The organism is Sphaerospermopsis torques-reginae ITEP-024 (genome assembly GCF_019598945.1).
Lineage (GTDB): Bacteria > Cyanobacteriota > Cyanobacteriia > Cyanobacteriales > Nostocaceae > Sphaerospermopsis.
In genome coordinates, this window is the sequence record NZ_CP080598.1 from 78404 (window position 1) to 101219 (window position 22816).

A 22816-nucleotide genomic window follows, 5' to 3' on the forward strand; every position below is an offset into this window, starting at 1 on the left:
ACGCAAAGTACACAAAGGTAAGAGGGTTTCAGAGGGTTGTTGGTGTAGCGGCGTTTATTTTTCCAAAGTTGGGATGCTCCCAAATCTAACAATCAAAACAGTCATGTTTTTGAGAAAATCTCAACATGATAGCCAATCATGAAGATAATAAAAATCATCAAAACAACAAATAATCATTTGTTATTACCTGAATAAAACTATCAATTTATATACAGAAATCATGGAGGAAATGGTGATTAACTCAACTGATAATCTGGAGAATTTGCCCGGTTTAACTGAGCAAGAAAAACAGCAAATATTGGTGGAATGGAATAATACCACGGTAGATTATCCTCAGCATTTGTGCATACATGAATTATTTGCAGCACAAGTGGAAAAAACCCCAGATAATATTGCTGCTGTTTTTAATGGTCAAAAACTTACTTATCAAGAGTTGAATCACCAAGCTAATAAAGTAGCTCATTATTTACAATCTTTAGGTGTAGGAACAGAAGTTTTAGTAGGGATTTCTGTCGAACGTTCCCTAGAAATGATCGTTGGTTTACTGGGTATTCTCAAAGCAGGTGCAGCTTACCTACCACTAGATCCCACCTATCCCAAAGAGCGGATATCTTTCATGCTCTCAGATTCCCAAGTACAAGTATTATTAACTCAGCAAAAGTATGTGGAAAACTTTGCTGAAAGTGGTGTAAAAACAGTTTGTTTGGATCAAGATTGGGAATTAATTGATAGCCAAAATTCGGAAAATCCTACCAGCAATGTCACAGCAGAAAACCTCGCTTATGTAATTTATACATCTGGTTCTACAGGCACACCAAAAGGAGTTGCTGTACCCCATCGGGCAGTAAATCGCTTAGTATGTAATACCAATTATGTACAGTTTACAACCACTGACCGCACTGCCCAAGCTTCCAATACTTCATTTGATGCAGCCACCTTTGAAATTTGGGGTTCTCTATTACATGGAGCTACCTTAGTCGGTGTACCGCAAAACGTTCTCCTTTCACCCCTAGACTTTGCCGACTACATCAGTGAACAAAGAATTAATATCTTATTTTTAACCACTGCCTTATTTAATCAATTAGCTAACATTGTTCCTCAAGCATTTAAAGACCTGCGATACTTATTATTTGGTGGTGAAGCTGTAGATCCGAAAACAGTCAGAGCAGTTCTGACAAATGGCGCACCCCAGAATTTATTGCACGTTTATGGACCGACTGAAAGTACAACATACTCCTGTTTTTATCCAGTAGAAGATGTACCAGAAGGTAGCACAACATTACCCATTGGTCGCCCCATATCTAATACACAAATATATATACTTAACGAGCAACTACAACCTGTTCCCGTAGGTACTCCAGGGGAAATTTATATTGGTGGAGATGGTTTAGCGCGAGGCTATCTCAACCGTCCAGAGTTAACAGCAGAAAGATTTATTTCTCATCCGTTTCCTAATCCAAAATCTAAAATCCAAAATCCAAAATTGTATAAAACGGGGGATTTGGCGCGTTATTTACCAGACGGTAATATTGAATTTGTGGGGCGAGTTGATAACCAAGTCAAAATTCGCGGTTTTCGGATTGAACTAGGAGAAGTTGAAGCAGCTTTAAGTCAACACCCAGACATACAACAAGCAGTAGTAATTGTCCGGGAAGATGTTCCTGGTGATAAACGGTTAGTTGCTTATGTTGTATCCGAGCAAAAATCCCCTGTCACCGCCACAACCTTAAAAAACTTCCTCGAAGACAAGCTACCCGCTTACATGATTCCAGCCGCTTGGATGGTGCTGGACTCCTTACCCTTGACCCCCAATGGTAAAGTTGATCGTCGTAGTTTGCCAGCCCCTGCTCGGACACGCCCTGATTTAGAAGCAGCTTTTGTTGCACCCCGTAACTCTGTTGAAGAACAGTTAGCAACTCTCTGGACTGAGTTATTAGGACTGGATGTAGTGGGAGTCAATGATAACTTTTTCTGTTTGGGTGGTCACTCCCTGATTGTGACGCAAATGATTTCTAGGGCGCGGGAAATGTTCGGGGTAAATATATCTTTTGCTCAAGTATTTGCTAACCCCACCATAGCTGCTGTAGCTCAACTCATTGCCCAAGGTGGTGAACAAACCCAATGGGAACGCCCCACCATTCAACACATTGCCCATGAAGGACTTGTACCAGTTTCCTTTTCCCAAGAGCGCATTTACTTTGTCCATAAATTAGCACCAGAAAACAGCGCCTACCAATTCCAGGCCACAATGGACATTAGAGGCAAACTGGATTTTGAAGCTCTAAAACGTTCTCTAGATGAGATTGTCAGACGGCATGAAATCTTCAGGACAACTTATCAAGAGGTGAATGGTAGACTGTATCAAGTAATTCACCCAAATCCAGGAGCCGCTTTTAGAGTCGTTGATCTGCGTGACATTCCTGAACCGGAGCGACAAATAGAGGCACAAAAGTTAGTAGAGGCAGAACTTCTCACACACCTGGACCTCACCCAACTACCCATAGTGCAATGGGCGGTATTTCAGTTAAGCGACCAGGATTATATATTGACCCATGTGGAGCATCACATGGCCCATGATGGCTGGTCATTTAACGTCTTTTTAAGTGAGTTGGTAGCACTGTATGAAGCTTTCTGGGCGGGTAAACCTTCCCCATTACCGGAATTAAGTTACCAGTTTGCTGACTTTGCTACTTGGCAGCGTGAATGGGCGAAAACTCCAGAAGCTCAAGCGCAGTTAGTGTATTGGCAACAACAGTTAGCAGGGATGCCTCCGTTGTTGGAATTACCTTACGATCGCCCACGTCCCAAAGAGCAAACCTATAATGGCGAACACGCCAGGAGGGAATTACCCGTTGATTTATGCGAATCCCTGAGAGCTTTCAGTCATCAGCAAGGTGCAACCTTATTTATGACGATGTTGGAAGCTTTCATCATCCAGTTGCACCGCTACATTGGACAAGATGATATTTTTATCGGTTCTGCGGTTGCTAATCGCCGGATGCACCAGATTGAAAAGATCATGGGTATGGTTGTGAATAATTTGGTTTTACGTACCGACGTTTCAGGAAATCCCACAGTGCGGGAATTACTTGATCGGGTGCGTCAAATGACAATGGAAGCTTATGCTAACGAAGATGTACCCTTTGATAAAGTGGTAGAAGCGGTGAAACCAGTTCGCAACCTGAGTCATAATCCGCTATTTCAGGTGATGTTTAGTTTCCATAACTCTGCCAAACCTTATTTAAAATTCCCTGGCTTTGACTTCACTTTGCATGAACCAGCTAATAACAAATCTGCCAAGTTTGATCTTGATTTCTTAGTTATCCCCCGGTTTGAACAAAGCGTCCAGCACGGTGCGAAAACGGGAGCAAAAGGAATTACCTTGGATTTGGAATATAACAGCGACTTGTTTGATGCTGAAAGCATGGAAGCGATGCTAGAGCAGTATGAACAGGTATTAATTGAGATGGTAGCGAACCCAGATCAACGAATTGGCCAAATACCTCTAATTACCGCATCACAACAAAAATTATTAGGGGAATGGAATCAAACAGAGAGGGAAACTACACAGAGTCAGTGTATCCATAAGGTATTTGAACTGCAAGTAGAATTAACACCGGATGCGATCGCTGTAGAACAGGACGGTAAAAAATTAACTTACCGAGAATTGAGCGATCGCGCTAACAAAATTGCCCACTATCTGCAAAGTTTAGGAGTTAAACCAGAAACCTTGGTAGGTATCTGTGTTGATCGTTCCCTAGAAATGATTGCTGGTTTATTGGGTATTCTCAAAGCCGGTGGTGCTTACGTTCCCATTGATCCTGCTTATCCCCAAGAACGTATATCTGAGATTATCGCAGATACCCAACTCGGTATTTTACTCACACAAAATAGATTCCAGGAAAAACTAACAGGTTATAGCAGACAAACCATTTGTTTAGATACAGATTGGACAAAAATCGCTACCCAAAGTCCAGCCAACCCAGTTAGTGACGTTCAACTCCATAACCTAGCTTATATTATTTATACCTCCGGTTCTACGGGTAAACCCAAGGGTGTAATGATTGAACATCGTTCAATGTTGAACTTTGTCACCACTGCCATTGATGAGTATGGTATCAATGCTCAAGATCAGGTTCTACAATTTGCCTCTGTTTGTTTTGATACATCCATAGAAGAAATCTTCCCCTGTCTTGCTGTTGGTGCAACCTTGGTGTTACGCACTGAAGAAATGCTCAACTCCAGCGATGATTTTTGGCGGTGTTGTCAAAAATGGCAGTTAACAGTTTTGGACTTACCCACAGCATACTGGCATCAATTAGTAACAGAACTGCAACCCCAAAACTCACCCATTCCTGGAAGTTTGAGAACTGTAATTATTGGTGGGGAAGAAGTTCACCTAGAAAAAGTGCAACATTGGCATAATTGCACAGCGCATCTTTCCCCAGCACCCCAATTATTTAACAGCTACGGACCCACAGAAGCCACAGTAGTCACCACCTTAGAGCGCCTCACCCCAAGCAATACTTCTGTGAGTATTGGTAAACCCATTAGTAATGCCCAAGTTTACGTTTTAGATCAATATCAGCAACCTGTACCTATAGGAGTTCCCGGAGAACTACACATTGGGGGAGCAGGACTGGCTAGAGGATATTGGCAACGTCCAGAACTCACAGCCGAGAAATTTATTGAGAACACAGAAGGGAATCGCCTATATAAAACCGGGGATTTAGTCAAATTACGCAGAGATGGTAGTTTAGAATACCTGGGACGGGTTGACAATCAGGTAAAAATTCGCGGTTTCCGCATTGAGTTGGGAGAAATTGAGACAGTATTAAGACAACATCCCCAAGTGTCTCAAGCTGTTGTCATTGCCCATCAAGAAACTACCGGACAAAAGCGACTGGTGGCTTATTTCGTACCCCAAAACCCCTCTCCAAACCTCTCCCCTACAAGGAGAGAGGCTTCAGAAATTCCCCCTTCCCTTGTAGGAAAGGGGGCTAGGGGGTTAGGTTTTCCACATAGCGTGGATGAACTGCGCCAGTTTCTCAAACAGAAATTACCAAATTTCATGGTTCCGAGCGCGTTCATGGTGTTAGATAGCATACCCATGACCTCTAACCAAAAGGTAGATTATCGGGCTTTACCAACACCGGATTTTTCTCGCAGTGATGAAGATAAATTTGCAGCACCACGCACATTAATAGAAGAGAAATTAGTGGCGATTTGGTCAGAAGTGCTGAGAATAGAAAATGTTGGCATTCACGATAATTATTTTGAATTGGGTGGAGATTCAATTCTGAGTATTCAGCTAGTTTCTAAAGCGAATCAGGCGGGTATTCAAATTGCTGCTAAACAGTTATTTAGGTATCAAACTATTGCTGAGTTAGCGACAGTAGCGGGTATGACTCGCCAAATCAACGCCGAACAAGGTTTAGTAACTGGTAAAGTTGGTTTAACACCGATTCAAAAATGGTTTTTTGAACAGAAATTACCAGAAATCAATTACTTTAACCAGTCAGCATTGTTAGAAGTTCCTGCTGATTTGCAACCTGAATTATTGCAGGAAGTGGTACAAAAACTTTTGGGACAACATGATGCTTTGCGATTGCAATTTGTCCAGGATGAGGAAAACTGGCAACAAATCCAAACCGATGTCAAAGAAACAGTACCATTAAGCATCTTTGATTTATCGCTTCTGTCAGCAGCAGAACAGGAAACAGCGATCAAAGCTAAGGATACAGAACTGCAAGCTAGTTTGGATTTAGCGAAGGGAGAAATTGCCAAATTTGCATTATTTCAATTAGGCAAAGATCGCCCCAGTTGTTTACTTTTGGTCATTCATCACTTAGCAGTTGATGGAGTTTCTTGGCGGATTTTATTGGAAGATTTAGCCACAGCTTACCAACAAATAAGCCGGGGTCAGACGATAAAATTACCAGAGAAAACAACATCTTGGAAATATTGGAGCGATCGCTTAACAGAATACGCTCAAAACCAAGCTGTGAAAGAGTTAGATTACTGGGTAAATCAATCTAATATTGCCAATAAACCTTTACCAGTAGACTATTCTGGGGCTGAAGAAAATAATACTCTAGCCTCAACTGCATCTGTATCACTGGCGTTAAATGAAGAACAAACCCGCGCCCTGTTACAAGATGTACCTGCTGCTTACAATACCCAAATTAATGATGTTTTATTAACAGCTTTAGTACAGAGTTTTACCCAATGGACAGGAGAAAATTATTTACTAATTGATTTAGAAGGACATGGAAGGGAAGACTTATTTGAAGATGTAGACCTTTCAAGAACTGTAGGTTGGTTTACCACATTATTCCCTGTGGGTTTAGAAATCAAAGAAAACCAACCAGGGGAAGCTTTAAAATCAGTGAAAGAACAACTGAGAAGCATTCCCAACCGGGGTATAGGTTATGGTGTCTTGAGATATTTAAACACAGACACCAGCATCCGCGAAAAATTAGCTTCCTTCCCATCAGCGCAAGTTAGTTTTAACTACCTGGGACAATTTGATCAAGTTCTGAAAGCATCATCAGTTTTAGGTGAAGCTAAAGAATTTAAATCAGAACAAAGTGGATTAAATCGTCGTAGTCACCTATTAGGAATTAGCGGTTTTATTCGGGCTGGAAAACTAGAAATGACTTGGGCATATAGTGATAAAATTCACAAAGTAGAAACTATTGAAAGGTTAGCTTCAGGATTCATGGAAGCATTAACAACCCTCATAGATCACTGTCAATCAAAAGACGAGCAAAGCTATACACCATCTGATTTTTCAGCCGCTAAACTCAATCAGCAACAGCTAGATAAATTTCTAGCAAAACTCAACAAGAAGAAGTAAATAGGTAATGGGTAATTGGTAATTGGTTAAGTCTCATCCTGTTACCTATCACCCATCACCTGTCCTTCTTTCACTGTCACCTGTCACCTGTAACCTGTAACCTGTCACCTATCCCCAAGAGGAAATTGTATGCAAAGTATCGAAGACCTTTATGAACTTTCACCCATGCAACAAGGGATGTTGTTTCATACCCTTTATGCACCAGAATCAGAAGTTTATTTTGAGCAGTTACTTTGCATCCTCTCTGGGGAATTGAATTTTTCTGCATTCCAAAAAGCATGGGAACAAGTTGTAGCCAGACATTCAATATTACGCAGTGCTTTTTTCTGGGAAGAAATAGAAAAACCCTTGCAAATGGTGAGTAAGCAAGTGGATCTTCCCTGGGAAAAATTGGATTGGCGACATTTAAAAAGTGATGAACAAAAACAGCAATTAGAGGATTTTTTGGTGAGCGATCGCCAAAAGGGATTTGATTTAAATCAAGCTCCTTTAATGCGTTTTACCATCATTCAATTAACTGACAATACCTATCAATTTATTTGGAGTCATCACCATATATTATTTGATGGTTGGTCAATGCAAATTGTTCTCAAAGAAGTTTTAGCTTTATATGAAGCAAATCAACGGGGTGAATATTTAAGATTGTCACCCGTTCGACCTTATAAAGAATATATTGAATGGTTACAAGAACAGGATATTGAAAAAGCTAAACAATTTTGGCAACAAACACTACAAGGTTTGCAAACACCTACTATTTTAACTGGTAAGAAAGGACAAGGAATATATCAAGAAAAACGTTTTCAATTATCGGAAAAGGTAACTGAAAAATTGCAAAATGCGGCACGACAACATCATTTAACATTAAATAATTTAGTCCAGGGAGCATGGAGTTTATTAATTTCCCGCTACAGTGGCGAAAAAGATGTAGTTTTTGGGGCAACTGTATCCGGTCGTCAACCTGTAATAGAAAATATAGAATCAATGGTGGGATTATTAATTAACACCATTCCCACCCGTGTAAAAATTGATAATCAAAAACAAATATTATCTTGGCTGCAAGAATTACAAACTCAAGCAATAGAACAAGAACAATATAGTTATTTTCCCCTGGCAGAAATTCAACAAGTAAGTGATATTCTTCCCGGAATGCCATTATTTGAAAGTCTGTTAGTCTTTGAAAATTATCCTGTAGATTCCAGTAAACAAGACACACAAAAAACATTAGAAATTAGTCATCTCAGTTGTTTTGAAAGAACAAACTACCCATTAACAATAGTCATTAATCCTGGTTCACAATTAGGAGGTAGATTTGTTTATGATACTAGCTGCTTTGATGAACAAACATTAGTCCGCATGATTGGTAGTTTCCAAACATTGCTCACAAGATTTTCGGAAAACCTACAACAGAATATTTCACAAATATCTTTACTCAGTGCCGAGGAAGAACAAGAATTAATACTTTTAGAGAATCATCAAAATCAAGAAAATATTAATTATCAATGTCTTCATGTTTTATTTGAAGAACAAGTACAGAAAACACCTGATAAGATTGCAGTTGTTTATAAACAAGAAAACTTAACTTATCGGGAATTAAATAACCGTGCTAATCAATTAGCAAATTATTTAAAATCATTAGGAGTTAAACCAGAAACTAGGGTAGGAATTTGTGTTGAACGTTCCCCAGAAATGGTAATCGGAATACTTGCCATTCTCAAAGCTGGAGGGGCTTATGTACCATTAGATCCAGCTTATCCTACAGAAAGACTAGCTTTAATGTTGGAAGATGTACAAACACCCATCTTACTAACACAAACTCATCTACAAAATAGACTCCCACGAAATCAGCAAATGGTGGTGAATCTTGATACAGATGGGGAAATTATCGCCCAATATTCAACAGACAATTTACCCTGTGAAGTTACTCCAGAAAATTTAGCTTATATTATTTATACATCAGGTTCAACAGGAACACCAAAAGGAACAGAAGTTCCCCATCGTAGCTTTATAGGTTTTATGTTTGGGGTTGATTATATTCACCTTGATGAAAACCAGATTTGGCTACAACATTCATCTGTTTCTTGGGATGGACTCACCTTAGAAATGTGGCCACCATTGCTTTATGGTGGACGTTGTGTACTTTATCCAGAAAAAATTCCTACAGCAGAACAATTAACCCAAATAATTCAAGAACAAAAAGTTAATACTCTTTGGTTAACTTCTGCTTTATTCAATCTCATAATTGATACAATGCCACAAGGTTTATTAGGCATTAAACAACTGCTTATTGGCGGAGAATCTTTGTCTATAAATCATGTACGTCGTGCTTTAGCACTATTACCAGAAACCAAAATCATCAATGGTTATGGACCTTCAGAATGTACAGTATTTACCTGTTGTTATCCCATTCCTGAAAAACTAGCGGAAAATATTAATTCCCTTCCCATTGGTAAACCCATTGGAGACAGAACAGTTTATATATTAGATACTCATTTACATAGAGTTCCTATTGGTGTCGCAGGTGAATTATATATAGGTGGTGCGAGTGTTGCTAGAGGTTACTTAAATCAACCAAAATTAACTAGAGAAAGATTTATTTCTAATCCCTTTATGGAGGGAGATACCCTTTACAAAACAGGAGATTTAGTTCGGAGTTTACCTAATGGAAATATAGAATTTATTGGAAGAATTGACACACAAGTAAAACTGCGTGGTTTTAGAATTGAATTAGCAGAAATAGAAGCAGTTTTAAATCAACATCCTGATATTCAACAAGTTGTAGTAATTGCGCGAGAAGATGAACCAGGAAAGAAATTATTAGTAGCTTATTTAGTAGCACAGGATAATGTAGCAACTCCCAGCAGTTTGAGAAACTTCCTTAAATCAAAACTGCCAGATTACATGATTCCTGCTGCTTTTGTATTTTTAGATAATTTACCATTAACTCCTAATGGTAAAATCAATCGCCGTGCTTTGCCAATTCCCGATCATACGCAAAGAAATTTAGAAGTTAATTTTGTTCCACCTAGCACCGATACAGAACAAGAATTAGCAGCTATTTGGACAGAAGTTTTGAACTTAAAACAAGTAGGAATCCATGATAACTTTTTTGAATTAGGAGGACATTCCCTACTTGCTACTCAAGCAATTTCTCGTTTAAGAGAAGTTTTTTCTTTAGATTTTCCTCTGCGTTATTTATTTGAAAATCCCACCATTGCCGAACTTGCCCAAAAAGTTACTGAACAACAAATTGAGCAAGCAGAAAATGATGAACTGGCAAGGATTTTAGCAGAAGTAGATCAACTATCAGAAGAGGAGGTGACACAGCAACTAATGTTTTAATAATGTTTTAATAATCAGTTTTAATAAACAATTGTGGCGATTTGATTTAAGCAAATGCAAAATTACCAGGAATAAGAATATGTCAAACACTATTACCTTATCAAATATTGCCGCCAAAAAGGAATTGATAGTTACTTTATTTTCTGCTGTTGATTCCTCTGATTGGAATTTACTCAAAAATTGCTTTGACGAAAATATCATCTATGAACGTCCAGGTTATCAGCCTTTTATTGGACTTGATAAACTGCTAAATTTTTATCAATATGAGAGAATCATTGCCTCTGGTAAACATTACCTTGAACATATTGCGGTTGACAATAATCATGGTGCTTGCTGGGGCAAATTTATTGGTATCCATAAAAATGGCTCTCCCATTAATGAAGGCTTTGCTGATGTTTATTCCTTTGACAATGGCAAATTTAAAACTCGACGCAGCTACTTCTTTAGACCAGCAGTATAATTAACAAAATCAACAAAATCTCTGATATAGCTACCTCTAATAATTGACTGATTGTAAAATTTCTTCTTTCTCTGTGTTCTCTGTGCCTCTGTGGTTCTATAAAAAATAAATTAACACAAAAATGAGCGACTTACTAAAACAACTTGAAAAATTATCACCAGAAAAACGAGCATTAGTTTTACAAAAACTCAAAAAGCAACAACAAATCCCACTCCTCAAACCAGTATCACGGGAAAAACCCCTTCCCCTCTCCTTTGCTCAACAAAGACTGTGGTTTATTGACCAACTAGAAGGAGAAAATGGTGTTTATAATGTGCCATTTTTCTGGCAGATTAGCGGTATTTTAAATATTAATGCTTTAGAAAAAGCCATTTTAGAAATTATCCAACGCCATGAAATATTACGCACTAGCTTCTCTATTGTTAATGAATCACCCATACAGATAATTCACACCCAACCTGAATTAAAAATAGAAGTCCTAGACTGGCGACAAGTACCAGAAAAAGACAAATTCAGCAAAGCTAAACATTTAGCAACAGCAGAATTACAACAACCATTTGATTTATCAAAAGCTCCTTTATTGCGAGTAAAATTACTGCAACTAGCTGATCAATCTCATTTGCTATTATTGGTGATTCATCACATAGTTTGTGATGGTTGGTCAATGGATATTTTCCGCCGAGAATTATTCACTCTTTACACCGCTTTTTGTAGTGGGGAATCTTCTTATTTAGCGCCATTATCTTTACAATATGCTGATTTTGCTCACTGGCAAAGATCATATTTACAAGGAGAAACTTTAAATAAACAACTCAATTACTGGCAACAACAATTAGCAAAAATTAACCCATTATTAGAACTACCTACAGATTATCCCCGTCCATCAGTCCAAAGTTTTCGCGGACGTAGTGAATTTATACAAATTGATCTAGATTTAACACAAAAATTAAAGCGGTTAAGTCAGGAGTCAGGAACGACTTTGTTTATGACTTTGCTGGCAGTATTTACGCTGTTATTGTCTCGTTATAGTAGACAAGATGATATTGTAGTTGGTTCTGCGATCGCCAATCGTAACCGCAAAGAAATAGAACCCTTAATTGGCTTTTTTGTCAATACTCTGGCTTTGCGTACCAACTTACAAGGAAATCCCACTTTTTCAGAATTACTGCAACGGGTAAAACAAGCAACTTTAGATGCTTATGATCATCAAGATTTACCCTTTGAAAAATTAGTTGATGAATTAGGATTAGAGCGATCGCTTGCTCATCATCCCCTCTTTCAAGTTGCTTTTGGTTTGCAAGCTGGAACTCCAGAGAAACTAGAAATTCCTGATTTAACTCTCACCCGCTTTGAGTGGGAAAACACCACAACATTTTTTGATTTATCACTAATCTTCCGGGAAACTCCCCAAGGTTTAACCGGAGAATGGGAATATGCAACTGATTTGTTTGCAGATACAACTATTCAAAGGATGGTGCGCCATTTTGAGGTTCTGCTAAAGCAAATTATTGATAATCCCCATCAATCAATTAATACTCTATCTTTGCTGACTCAAGATGAAATTCAGCAACTACAAACATGGAATCAAACAGAAACAGAATATCCTCAAGATAAAACTTTTGTTGACTTATTTGCAGAACAAGTTATCAAAAATCCTGATAAGTTAGCTGTAGTTTTTGCATCTGAAAGTCTAACTTATCAACAGTTAAATGCAAAAGCAAACCAACTAGCTAATTATTTAATTGAAAATTACCAAATTCAACCAGATACCTTAATTGGTATTTCTGTGGAACGTTCTTTGGAAATGATTGTTGGTATTTTAGGGATTCTGAAAGCTGGTGGTGCTTATGTACCCATTGATCCCAACTATCCCCAAGAACGAATTGAGTTGATGTTAGCAGATTCTGGAATATCGGTTTTATTAACTCAAAGTTGTTTAGTAGATAAATTACCTTTAGATAGTTTAGAAAATACTGTTAAAGTTGTTTATTTAGATGAAGAAAGAGACAAATACCCATCACCCATTGTCAATTGTCAATTGTCAACTGTCAATTACAATAATTTAGCTTATGTAATTTATACCTCTGGTTCAACAGGTAAACCCAAAGGAGTAATGATTGAACATCAAGCAATTGTTAATTTAGCTTTAGCTTGGGGTGAAAAATTCCAAGTTAAAAATGAAAGTCGTTTACTACAATTCGGTTCTTTTAGTTTTGATTTATCTATTGGTGAAATTGCGACTGCTTTATCAGCAGGTGCTTGTTTATATTTAGGTCATAAAGATACTTTATTGCCTGGTGAAAGTTTAGTTGAATTTTTAATTGAACACAAAATTACTCATGGGTTTTTATCACCTTCAGCTTTATCTGTTTTACCAAAAACAAATTTCCCAGATTTACAATGTCTGACTGTTGGTGGTGAGGCTTGTGCGGCTGAATTAGTAAGTCAATGGGGAACAGAACAATATTTATATAATTGCTATGGTCCTACAGAATCTACAGTAACGGCTGCTATTTATCTTTGTCAACCCAATGGCGAAAAACCACCAATTGGTAAACCATTACCTAATATCCGTATTTATATTTTAGATGCTAATCATCAACCATTGCCCCCAGGAATACCAGGGGAATTATGTATTGCGGGAGTAGGTTTAGCGCGGGGTTATCTTAATCGTCCTGATTTAACAGCTACAAAATTCATTGATATTAAGTTATTTGGTAAATCTGAACGGATTTATAAAACCGGTGATTTAGCTAAATGGAATAATCAAGGCTATTTAGAATATTTGGGTCGCATTGATGAACAAGTAAAATTACGGGGTTTTAGAATTGAACTGGGTGAAATAGAATCACTATTATTACAACATCCATCAGTTAAAGAAGCTGTGGTGATTTTATATGAAACTGACAACAATCCCCGGTTAATTGCCTATATTACAGAGTCAGAAAAAACCGCGAATTTGGCGGTTGAAGTGAGAGAATACCTCAAAAATAACTTGCCAAATTATATGGTTCCCAGCCAGATTATGGTTTTGGAAAACTTGCCTCTGACTGCTAATGGGAAAATAAACCGTCGTGCATTACCAGCACCAAACACAACAACTGCTGCTGATGTGGAAATACCAGCAACTCCAACAGAAGAAATATTAGCTAGTTTATGGCAAGGTTTGTTAAAAGTTAAGTCTATTAGTCGTAGTGATAACTTTTTTGAGTTGGGTGGAAATTCTTTATTAGCAACACAATTAATTACCCGCATTCGTGACGGTTTTCAGGTAGAAATACCTGTCCGTAAGGTATTTGAACAAAGTATTTTATCTGAGTTAGCGCGGGAAATTGATAAAGCATCTAAGAGTGTCATTTTACCTGCGATCGCACCTCAACCAGACCATGAACCAAAAACCCTATCTTTTGCCCAATCACGACTTTGGTTTTTAGCCCAGTTGGAAGGTCAAGGAACTTCTTCTACCTATAATATGCCGATCGCATTCCAAATTGACGGTAATCTCAATGTCAATGCTCTGCGGCAAAGTTTAACTTATTTATTAGAACGGCATACAAGTTTACGCTCTTATTTTCCTGGCTTCAAGGGAGAACCGCAAGTATTAATCACCAGATTAAACGATATAGAAGTTCTGGAAATTGCTGACTTGCAAACACTCGACCCCAAGACGCAAGCAGAGGATGTACGCAAGTTAGCTGATAGTCATGCTCAAGAACCCTTTGATTTAAATACTGGTCCTCTGTTTAAAACTAAACTACTGCAACTGAGCGAGCAAAAAAATGTCCTGCTGATTAATATGCACCACATTATCAGTGATGGCTGGTCCATAGGTGTATTTAAGCGAGAATGGGAACAAGCTTATGCTGCATATACTGCGGGTTCTATACCAAACTTGTCACCGTTGCCGATTCAGTATAGCGATTTTGCAGCTTGGCAGCGCAATTGGTTACAAGGGGAAACTTTAAGAAATCAGGAAAATTACTGGCAACAACAACTAGCTGATGCACCCAGCTTACTAGAATTACCTACAGATTATCCCCGTCCCGCACAACAAAGTTATCAGGGTAAGGGATATAAACATCGTTTGAGCAAGGAACTAACACACAAATTAAAAGTTCTTAGTCAACAACATGGGGTAAGTTTGTTTATGACCATGTTGGCTAGTTTTAATATTTTACTATCCCGTTACAGTCGTGCAGAAGATTTATGTGTGGGTACTGTAATTGCTAACCGCACCCATCGAGATATAGAAGGATTAATCGGCTTTTTTGTCAATACCTTAGTATTGCGGAGCAAAATTCAGTCAGAGCAAGGATTTATTCACCTACTCCAACAAACTCGCCAAACTTGTTTAGAAGCTTATGCCCATCAAGACATTCCCTTTGAATATCTGGTAGAAAAACTGCAACCAGAACGCACCCTCAGTTATAATCCTTTATTCCAAGTGATGATAGTATTGCAAAACATGGAAGGTGCAGGAAAGTATGTGAATTTAACAGGGTTAGAGATTCAAGAATTTAAACAAAACTATCCCTTTGCTAAATTTGATTTGACTCTTGATCTTTGGGATAGAGATGGTCAATTAGACTGTATGTGGGGATATGCTACCGATTTATTTACAGAAGAAACTATTAAACGCATGGCGGGACATTTTGAAGTTTTGCTGACAGCAATTACTGAAAATCCCCAACAGCCAATTTATCAGCTACCCATCATCACTCCAGCAGAAATTCAACAGCTACAAATTTGGAATCAAACAGACGCAGATTATCCTCAAAATCATACTCTGATGACTCTGTTTGCACAACAGGTAGAAAAAACCCCTGATCAAATTGCAGTGGTGTTTGCAAATCAAAGTTTGACTTATGCACAACTGAATCAAAAAGCTAATCAATTAGCCCAAAAAATATCTAATTATTTAATTCAAAATCACCAAATTCAACCTAATACTTTAATTGGTATTTGTGTTGAACGGTCTTTAGAAATGCTGATTGGGATCTTTGCTATCCTCAAAGCAGGTGGAGCTTATGTCCCAATTGATCCGAGTTATCCCCAAGAACGTATTAATTTAATATTAGAAGATAGTAATGCTGCTATATTACTCACAACCAAATCTCTACAAAAACAACTTCCTTTAGAACACTTGAAAAATACTACTCAATTAGTATTTTTAGATGAACTAGAGCAAGGAAGTCAGGAGTCGGGAGTTGGGAGTGGGGAGGTTTTTAATTACCAATTACCAATTACCAATAGCCATGATTTAGCTTATGTTATTTATACCTCTGGTTCTACAGGAAAACCGAAAGGAGTAGCGATCGCCCATTCTAGTGCTGTGGCCTTTGTTAAATGGGCGCATTCGGTCTTTAATGCAGAACAACTTGCAGGTGTCTTAGCATCAACTTCTATTTGTTTTGATCTCTCAATTTTTGAAATTTTTGTTCCCTTGACTCAAGGTGGTAGTGTGATTTTAGTAGAAAATGCCATCTACATTGAGCAAGCACATCAAAGTCCTATACCCATAACTTTGATTAATACAGTACCCAGTGCGGCGGCGGAAATGCTAAATATGAATGCTATTCCCTCCACTGTGCAGGTGATGAATTTAGCTGGAGAAACATTAAAAAATAGTTTGGTACAGGGTTTATATCAAACCACATTGATCAAAGAAATTTATAATCTCTACGGACCTTCTGAGGATACAACTTACTCAACATTTACCAAAGTTGCCAAAAATGCTGAGAATGAACCAACTATAGGTAAGGCGATCGCCAATACTCGCATCTATATTTTAGATCAATATAATCAACCCCTGCCCCCTGGTATTCCTGGAGAACTTTGCATTGCAGGTACAGGTTTAGCACAAAGTTATTTACATTGTCCTGAAACTACCGCCGAAAAATTCATAGAAATAGAATTATTCGGTAAACAGGAGCGAATTTATAAAACTGGTGATTTAGCCCGATGGCTATCTGATGGTAATCTGCAATATTTAGGCAGGATCGATCATCAAGTTAAACTGCGTGGTTTTAGAATTGAATTAAGTGAAATTGAAACCGCCTTAGTCAAACATCCTCAAATTCAAGAAGCAGTTGTTTTATTGCGGGAAGATAAAGAATTTGATCAACGTTTAGTAGCTTATATTGTTCCCACAAACACAAACAACACCAGCCCAAGCGAACAAGTAGAATTATGGGCATCAGTTTTTAACAATAGCTATTCTCAATCATCAACCCCAACCGATGATCCGACTCTGAATATAGCAGGTTGGCAGGATAGCTATACAGGTGAACCAATTCACCCATCAGCGATGCAAGAATGGCGAGATACAACTGTTAACCAAATTCTCGAATTTGCACCCCAAAAAGTATGGGAAATTGGTTGCGGAACAGGGATGTTATTGTTTAAAATTGCCCCCCATTGTCAACATTATTTGGCTACAGATTTTTCAGCAGGTGGATTGCAATATATTGAACAACATTTACAACAACAGTCTCTTGAGAAAAAAGTTACTTTAAAAAATAGAACGGCTCACGAATTTGATAGCACTCAAACCAATGCTTATGACTTAGTAATTTTCAACTCTGTCATTCAATATTTTCCTTCTTTAGATTACCTGTTAACAGTCATTGAAGGAGCGATCAACACTGTCAGCTATCAAGGAAAAATCTTTATTGGCGATGTGCGAAATCTCCATTTATTAGAAGCTTTCCATACCGCAACTCAATTTCATCGCGCCCCTGATAACTTATCAATTCAGGAATTACGCCAACAAATTCAAACCAGCATTCGCAATGAAGCAGAATTGCTGATTGATCCTGATTTCTTTATCGCTCTCAAACAAAGATTTCCTCGCATTACTCACGTAAAAATTGAACTGAAACGGGGTGAAAATCTGACGGAAATGAACCGTTTTCGTTATGATGTGGTTTTATATTTGGATGGGTTAGATCCTGCTGTCACTACAAAACCCCAATTGTTAGATTGGCAAGAACAACAACTAAATTTAGACAGAATCAAACAAATTTTAACAACTGGGCAACCTGATGTATTGAGCATTAAAAATATTCCCAATGCTCGGTTAACTTCAGAAATGAAGTTGTTAGAAACAATTCCCCAATTAGCAGGAACTGTTAAAGATTTAAAAGCAATAATTTCTCAAAGTTCATCAGGTATAGAACCCGAAGCTTTCCGCACTTGCACAAGAGATTTACCTTATACACCTTTTATTCAATATAGTTCTACAGGTTTTGCTTTTTACGATGTGGTTCTGCAAAGGAATATACCAGGGAGAGAGACAATACCCAGATTTAACCAATGGGAAAATTGGCGGATGAAACCTTGGCAACATTACGCCAATCAACCTTTGCAATATACCATTACTCAAATTGATCCAAATGTATTAGAAGAATGGCGAGATTTTCTAAGTCAAACTTTGCCAGAGTATATGATTCCCAGCCATTTTATAGTCTTAGAAAAACTACCACTCACACCAAATGGCAAAGTAAACCGTAAAGCCTTAACTGAAGTAGGTAAAACAGTTGTATCTACAGATATTGAAGTTCCTGTAACAGAGACAGAAAAATCCCTGGCACAAATATGGGCAAAACTGCTGAAATATGAAGTCATAGGCAGACAAGATAATTTCTTTAACTTGGGAGGACATTCATTATTAGCAACCCAACTGTGTTATCGCATCCGCGACACTTTCAAAGTAGAATTACCACTGCGTCAAGTATTTGAAACTCCCACCTTGATTGACTTAGCAAATTATTTGGATAGCTGCCTTTGGGTTAATTCCGCAACAGCAGATGTACAGCCTTTAAACTCAGACGAAGAGGAAATTGAACTATGACCATGACACAAAATCAACAAGTAGTTTCATTAATGCTTCGTTTGCAAAATATGGGCTGCCGAATTTGGGCAGAAGATGATAAATTACGGATTCGTACTAGCAAAAATGCCCTAACGGCGGAACTCAAGCAGGAAATTCAAAACAATAAAGCAGATATTCTCGCATTTTTGAAAGCTGCTAAAAAACAAGTTGTTGCTACACAGTCTATTCCTAAATTAAGTCCTGACTCTCCCAAGCTGCTGTCCTTTGCTCAACAACGCCTCTGGCTATTGGCGCAACTCCAAGGGTCATCAGCGGCTTATAATATGCCGATCGCTCTCCAATTAAACGGCGATCTGAATATTGATGCTCTGCGCTCTAGTTTGGCTTATTTATTGAATCGCCATGAGAGTCTGAGGATGTATTTTCCTACGGTGGCAGGAGAACCGCAAGTAGCTCTGGGGACCGGTGACTGGGGACTGGTGACTGGGGACTGGGAAGAAGTAGGGGAGAAATTTTTACAATTCTCAAATATCCAAGATTTAATTGATGCTTATGCACAAGAACCATTTGATTTAAATACTGGACCTTTGTTTAAAACTAAGCTGCTGCAATTACAGGATCAGAAATATATTTTGCTGATCAATATGCACCACATTATCAGTGATGGCTGGTCAATGGGTGTATTTGTGCGGGAGTTACAGCAAGCTTATACTGCTTATTCTCAAGGTAAAATCCCAAATCTTGCACCCTTACCGATTCAATACAGTGATTATGCAGCTTGGCAACGTCAATGGTTACAAGGGGAGATATTAGAAAAGCAAATTAATTACTGGAAAAATCAACTAGGTGATTTTTCTCCATTACTAGAATTACCAACAGATTATCCCCGTCCAGCACAACAAAGTTATAAAGGCGATCGCTATATTTATTCTTTTACACCAGAATTAACTACTGCTGTTAATGCTTTTAGTCAACAGCAAGGTGTAAGTTTATATATGACTTTGTTGGCTACTTTGAGTATTTTACTATCTCGTTATAGTCGCCAAAATGATTTGTGTATTGGTTCTCCCATTGCTAACCGTACCCATAGCCAAACTGAAGGATTAATTGGCTTTTTTGTGAATACTTTGGTCATGCGTCAGCAAATTAAACCAGAGCAAAGTTTTATTGAGTTTTTACAACAAACTCGCCAAACTTGTTTAGATGCTTATGCTCATCAAGACGTTGCCTTTGATGTTCTGGTAGAAAAATTACATCCAGAACGCAGTATGAGTTATAATCCTTTATTTCAGGTAATGTTGGCACTAGAAAATAATCAAAATCCAGACTTTGATTTAGCTGGGTTAGACATGGAATTGTTGGGAGTCAAGAGTGCGATCGCTAAGTTTGATTTAACGCTGTTGATAACCGAGTCTGACAACCAATTAAACTGCTCTTGGGAATATGCTACAGACTTATTTGCACGGTGTACTATCCAACGGATGGCGGAACATTTTGCAGTGCTGCTGAAGGGAATTATTGATCATCCTCAACAACCGATTTATACTCTACCTTTGATGACAGGAGAAGAACTGCTAAAACTACAACGCTCGAATCAAACTCAAACCGATTATTTTCAAGATAAAACTTTTGTTGATTTATTTGCAGAACAAGTTCTCAAAAATCCTCATAATATTGCTGTAGTTTTTGAATCTCATGTACAAGGCAACAGGGAACAGGGAACAGGGAACAGTAAAGAATTAAACACTTTAACTTATCAACAATTAAATGCAAAAGCCGAGCAATTAGCTGATTATTTAATTGAAAATTATCAAGTTCACCCAGATACTTTAATTGGTATTTCTGTGGAACGTTCTTTAGAAATGATCATTGGTTTCTTGGGTATCATGAAAGCTGGTGGTGCTTATGTACCGATTGATCCTAATTATCCCCAAGAACGGATTGAGTTGATGTTAGAAGATTCGGGAATATCGGTTTTATTAACTCAAAGTTTTGTAGTAGATAAATTACCTTTAGATAGTTTAGCAAATCCTATTGAATTTGTTTATTTAGATGAAGAACTAGACAAGTACCCATCACCAATTGTCAATTGTCAATTATCAACTGTCAATTACAATAATTTAGCTTATGTTATTTATACTTCTGGTTCAACGGGAAAACCCAAGGGGGTAATGATTGAACATGGTGGACTGGTAAATTTAATTTTGGCAGTTGATGAAATTTTGCAAATTCAACCCCAAAGTCGTGTACTACAGTTTGCTAATTTCAGTTTTGATGCTTCCATTTGGGAAATTGCTCCTACCCTTTCCGCAGGTGCTTGTTTATATCTCACAAAAAAAGAAAATCTGTTACCTAGTCAAGAACTGATTGACTTTTTAACTGAATATAAAATTACTCATGTTACCTTACCACCTTCAGTTTTATCTTTGTTACCCCACGCAACCTTACCTGATTTGCAAATTTTAATTACTGGTGGTGAAGTTTGCCCCAAAGAATTAGTTACCCGATGGGCAAAAGGAAGAAGTTTTTTTAATGGTTACGGACCAACGGAATCTACAATTTGTACTAGCATCGCTCTTTGTCAACCCAATGGTAAAAAACCACTTATTGGTAAACCATTATCTAATCTCCGCATCTATATTTTAGATGCACATAATCAACCATTACCTCCTGGTATTCCTGGAGAATTGTGTATTGCTGGTGTTGGTTTAGCGCGGGGTTATCTCCATCGTCCTGAATTAACCGCCGAAAAGTTTATTGAAGTAGAATTATTCGGGGAAGTTGAGCGAATTTATAAAACTGGTGATTTAGCAAGATGGAAAGATGATGGCAATTTGGAATATTTGGGGCGCATTGACGAGCAGGTAAAATTACGGGGTTTTAGAATTGAACTGGGTGAAATTGAATCACTTTTATTACAGCATCCATTAGTTAAAGAAGCTGTTGTCACTTTATATCAAACTGATAGTAATCAAAGTTTAATTGCTTATGTAACGGGAATTGATCCTGATTTTGGCAGTAATTTGAAAAAATATCTCAAATCCAGTTTACCTGATTACATGATTCCGGCTCAAATTGTTGTTTTGGAGCAGTTACCTTTAACTCCCAATGGCAAAATTGACAAGAAAGCTTTACCTATTCCTAATGTGGGAATTGCTGGTTTATATGTAGCTCCACGTAACAAAGTTGAAGCACAATTAGCACAATTATGGTCTACTGTTCTTGAACATCAAGAAATTGGCATTCATGATAACTTTTTTGACTTAGGTGGACATTCTTTATTGGTGATAAAATTGCTCAATAATATTCAAGAAATGTTTGGGCAAAAATTGACTTTGAGCAGTTTATTTCAAAATCCTACTATTGCTCAACTAGCAGAACAAATTAGTAATAAAGAGAGTAATAAAGAGGTACAAAAAGCCCATCCTGATGTGCTGTTATTTCAACCCCAAGGAAATGCAAATCCTCTGTTTGTTGTACCAGGAGCAAATGGACATGGTTTCTATTTTCAAGATTTGGCTATCAACTTAGAAAATCATCCAGTTTATAGCCTCGAAACTCCAGGCAGAAATGGCATTGGTAAAGTTCCCGATTCAGTAGAACTGCATGGCAGTCAACTAATTGATTTATTAAGTCAAAAACAACCTCAAGGACCATATATACTGGCAGGATATTCATCAGGTTGTGCCGTTGCTTTTGAAATGGCTTGTCAACTGGAAAAACAAGGTAAAAAAGTAGAATTACTGGCTATTTTAGACGCTGGTTTAGTTACTCACCCTGAATATTTAATTAAGAGAACAGATATTGATTGGATTTGGCAATTACTCCAACGAGCGGAAACTGTCAAGGGAGTTTCTTTAGGTTTAGAATACACTGATTTAGCGGCTCAAAGTGATGATCAAGCTCGTTGGGATTTAGCAGCAGAGTTTTTATATAAAAAGAATGTTCTACCAGAATACTCCAGCCTTGATTTACTCAAAACCAATATGCAGGTAATGAAACAACTAACAATTAATTATGCAAATTATCGGCCTTCTCATCAAATTTCTGCGCCCATTGTTTTATTCCGTGCCGAAGAAGTTTATGACATTGTTTTACAAGAAATCCGAGCTATTTCTAATTACGATTTACCGGACTGGGGATGGCAAGCTTACACAACAAACCCTGTGAAGGTAATATCTGTACCTGGAAATCACGGACGGATGCTTTATGAACCGAATGTCAAAACCTTAGCCTCACACTTACGGCTGATGATGATTTAATCAATAAATCACCCATAATCATCAACCTGACTTTTTTAATTTTGCATTTTAAATTGGGATAA

General features: G+C 37.8%; 5 protein-coding genes. All 5 read left to right on the forward strand.

Annotation, left to right across the window (positions count from 1 at the left end):
* The first annotated feature begins 220 nt into the window (after positions 1–220).
* The 5 genes from K2F26_RS00260 to K2F26_RS00280 all read left to right on the forward strand — a co-directional run bounded on the left by K2F26_RS00260 (position 221) and on the right by K2F26_RS00280 (position 22754).
* Complete coding sequence (locus K2F26_RS00260) at positions 221–6859, forward strand: non-ribosomal peptide synthetase (RefSeq protein WP_220609901.1); 6639 nt, start codon at positions 221–223, stop codon at positions 6857–6859.
* Positions 6860–6988: 129 nt separating this feature from the next.
* The gene (locus K2F26_RS00265; protein WP_220609902.1) at positions 6989–10198 is read left to right on the forward strand and encodes a non-ribosomal peptide synthetase; all 3210 of its coding nucleotides are present in this window, start codon (positions 6989–6991) and stop codon (positions 10196–10198) included.
* Positions 10199–10277: 79 nt separating this feature from the next.
* Positions 10278–10658, forward strand: a complete 381-nt coding sequence (locus K2F26_RS00270; protein ID WP_220609903.1) for a nuclear transport factor 2 family protein — start codon at positions 10278–10280, stop codon at positions 10656–10658.
* Between the two features lie 121 nt (positions 10659–10779).
* Positions 10780–18510, forward strand: a complete 7731-nt coding sequence (locus tag K2F26_RS00275) for a non-ribosomal peptide synthetase (protein WP_220609904.1) — start codon at positions 10780–10782, stop codon at positions 18508–18510.
* Positions 18507–22754, forward strand: coding sequence for a non-ribosomal peptide synthetase (locus K2F26_RS00280; protein WP_220609905.1), 4248 nt, complete (start codon positions 18507–18509; stop codon positions 22752–22754). Before K2F26_RS00275 ends, K2F26_RS00280 begins: the two co-directional genes overlap by 4 nt.
* Positions 22755–22816: the final 62 nt, after the last annotated feature.

What these genes read in the sequence shown, in the direction of transcription:
- K2F26_RS00260 (WP_220609901.1), top strand. Translation starts at nt 221, where the DNA reads ATGGAGGAAATGGTGATTAACTCAACTGATAATCTGGAGAATTTGCCC.
- K2F26_RS00280 (WP_220609905.1), top strand. Translation starts at nt 18,507, where the DNA reads ATGACCATGACACAAAATCAACAAGTAGTTTCATTAATGCTTCGTTTG.
- K2F26_RS00265 (WP_220609902.1), top strand. Translation starts at nt 6,989, where the DNA reads ATGCAAAGTATCGAAGACCTTTATGAACTTTCACCCATGCAACAAGGG.
- K2F26_RS00275 (WP_220609904.1), top strand. Translation starts at nt 10,780, where the DNA reads ATGAGCGACTTACTAAAACAACTTGAAAAATTATCACCAGAAAAACGA.
- K2F26_RS00270 (WP_220609903.1), top strand. Translation starts at nt 10,278, where the DNA reads ATGTCAAACACTATTACCTTATCAAATATTGCCGCCAAAAAGGAATTG.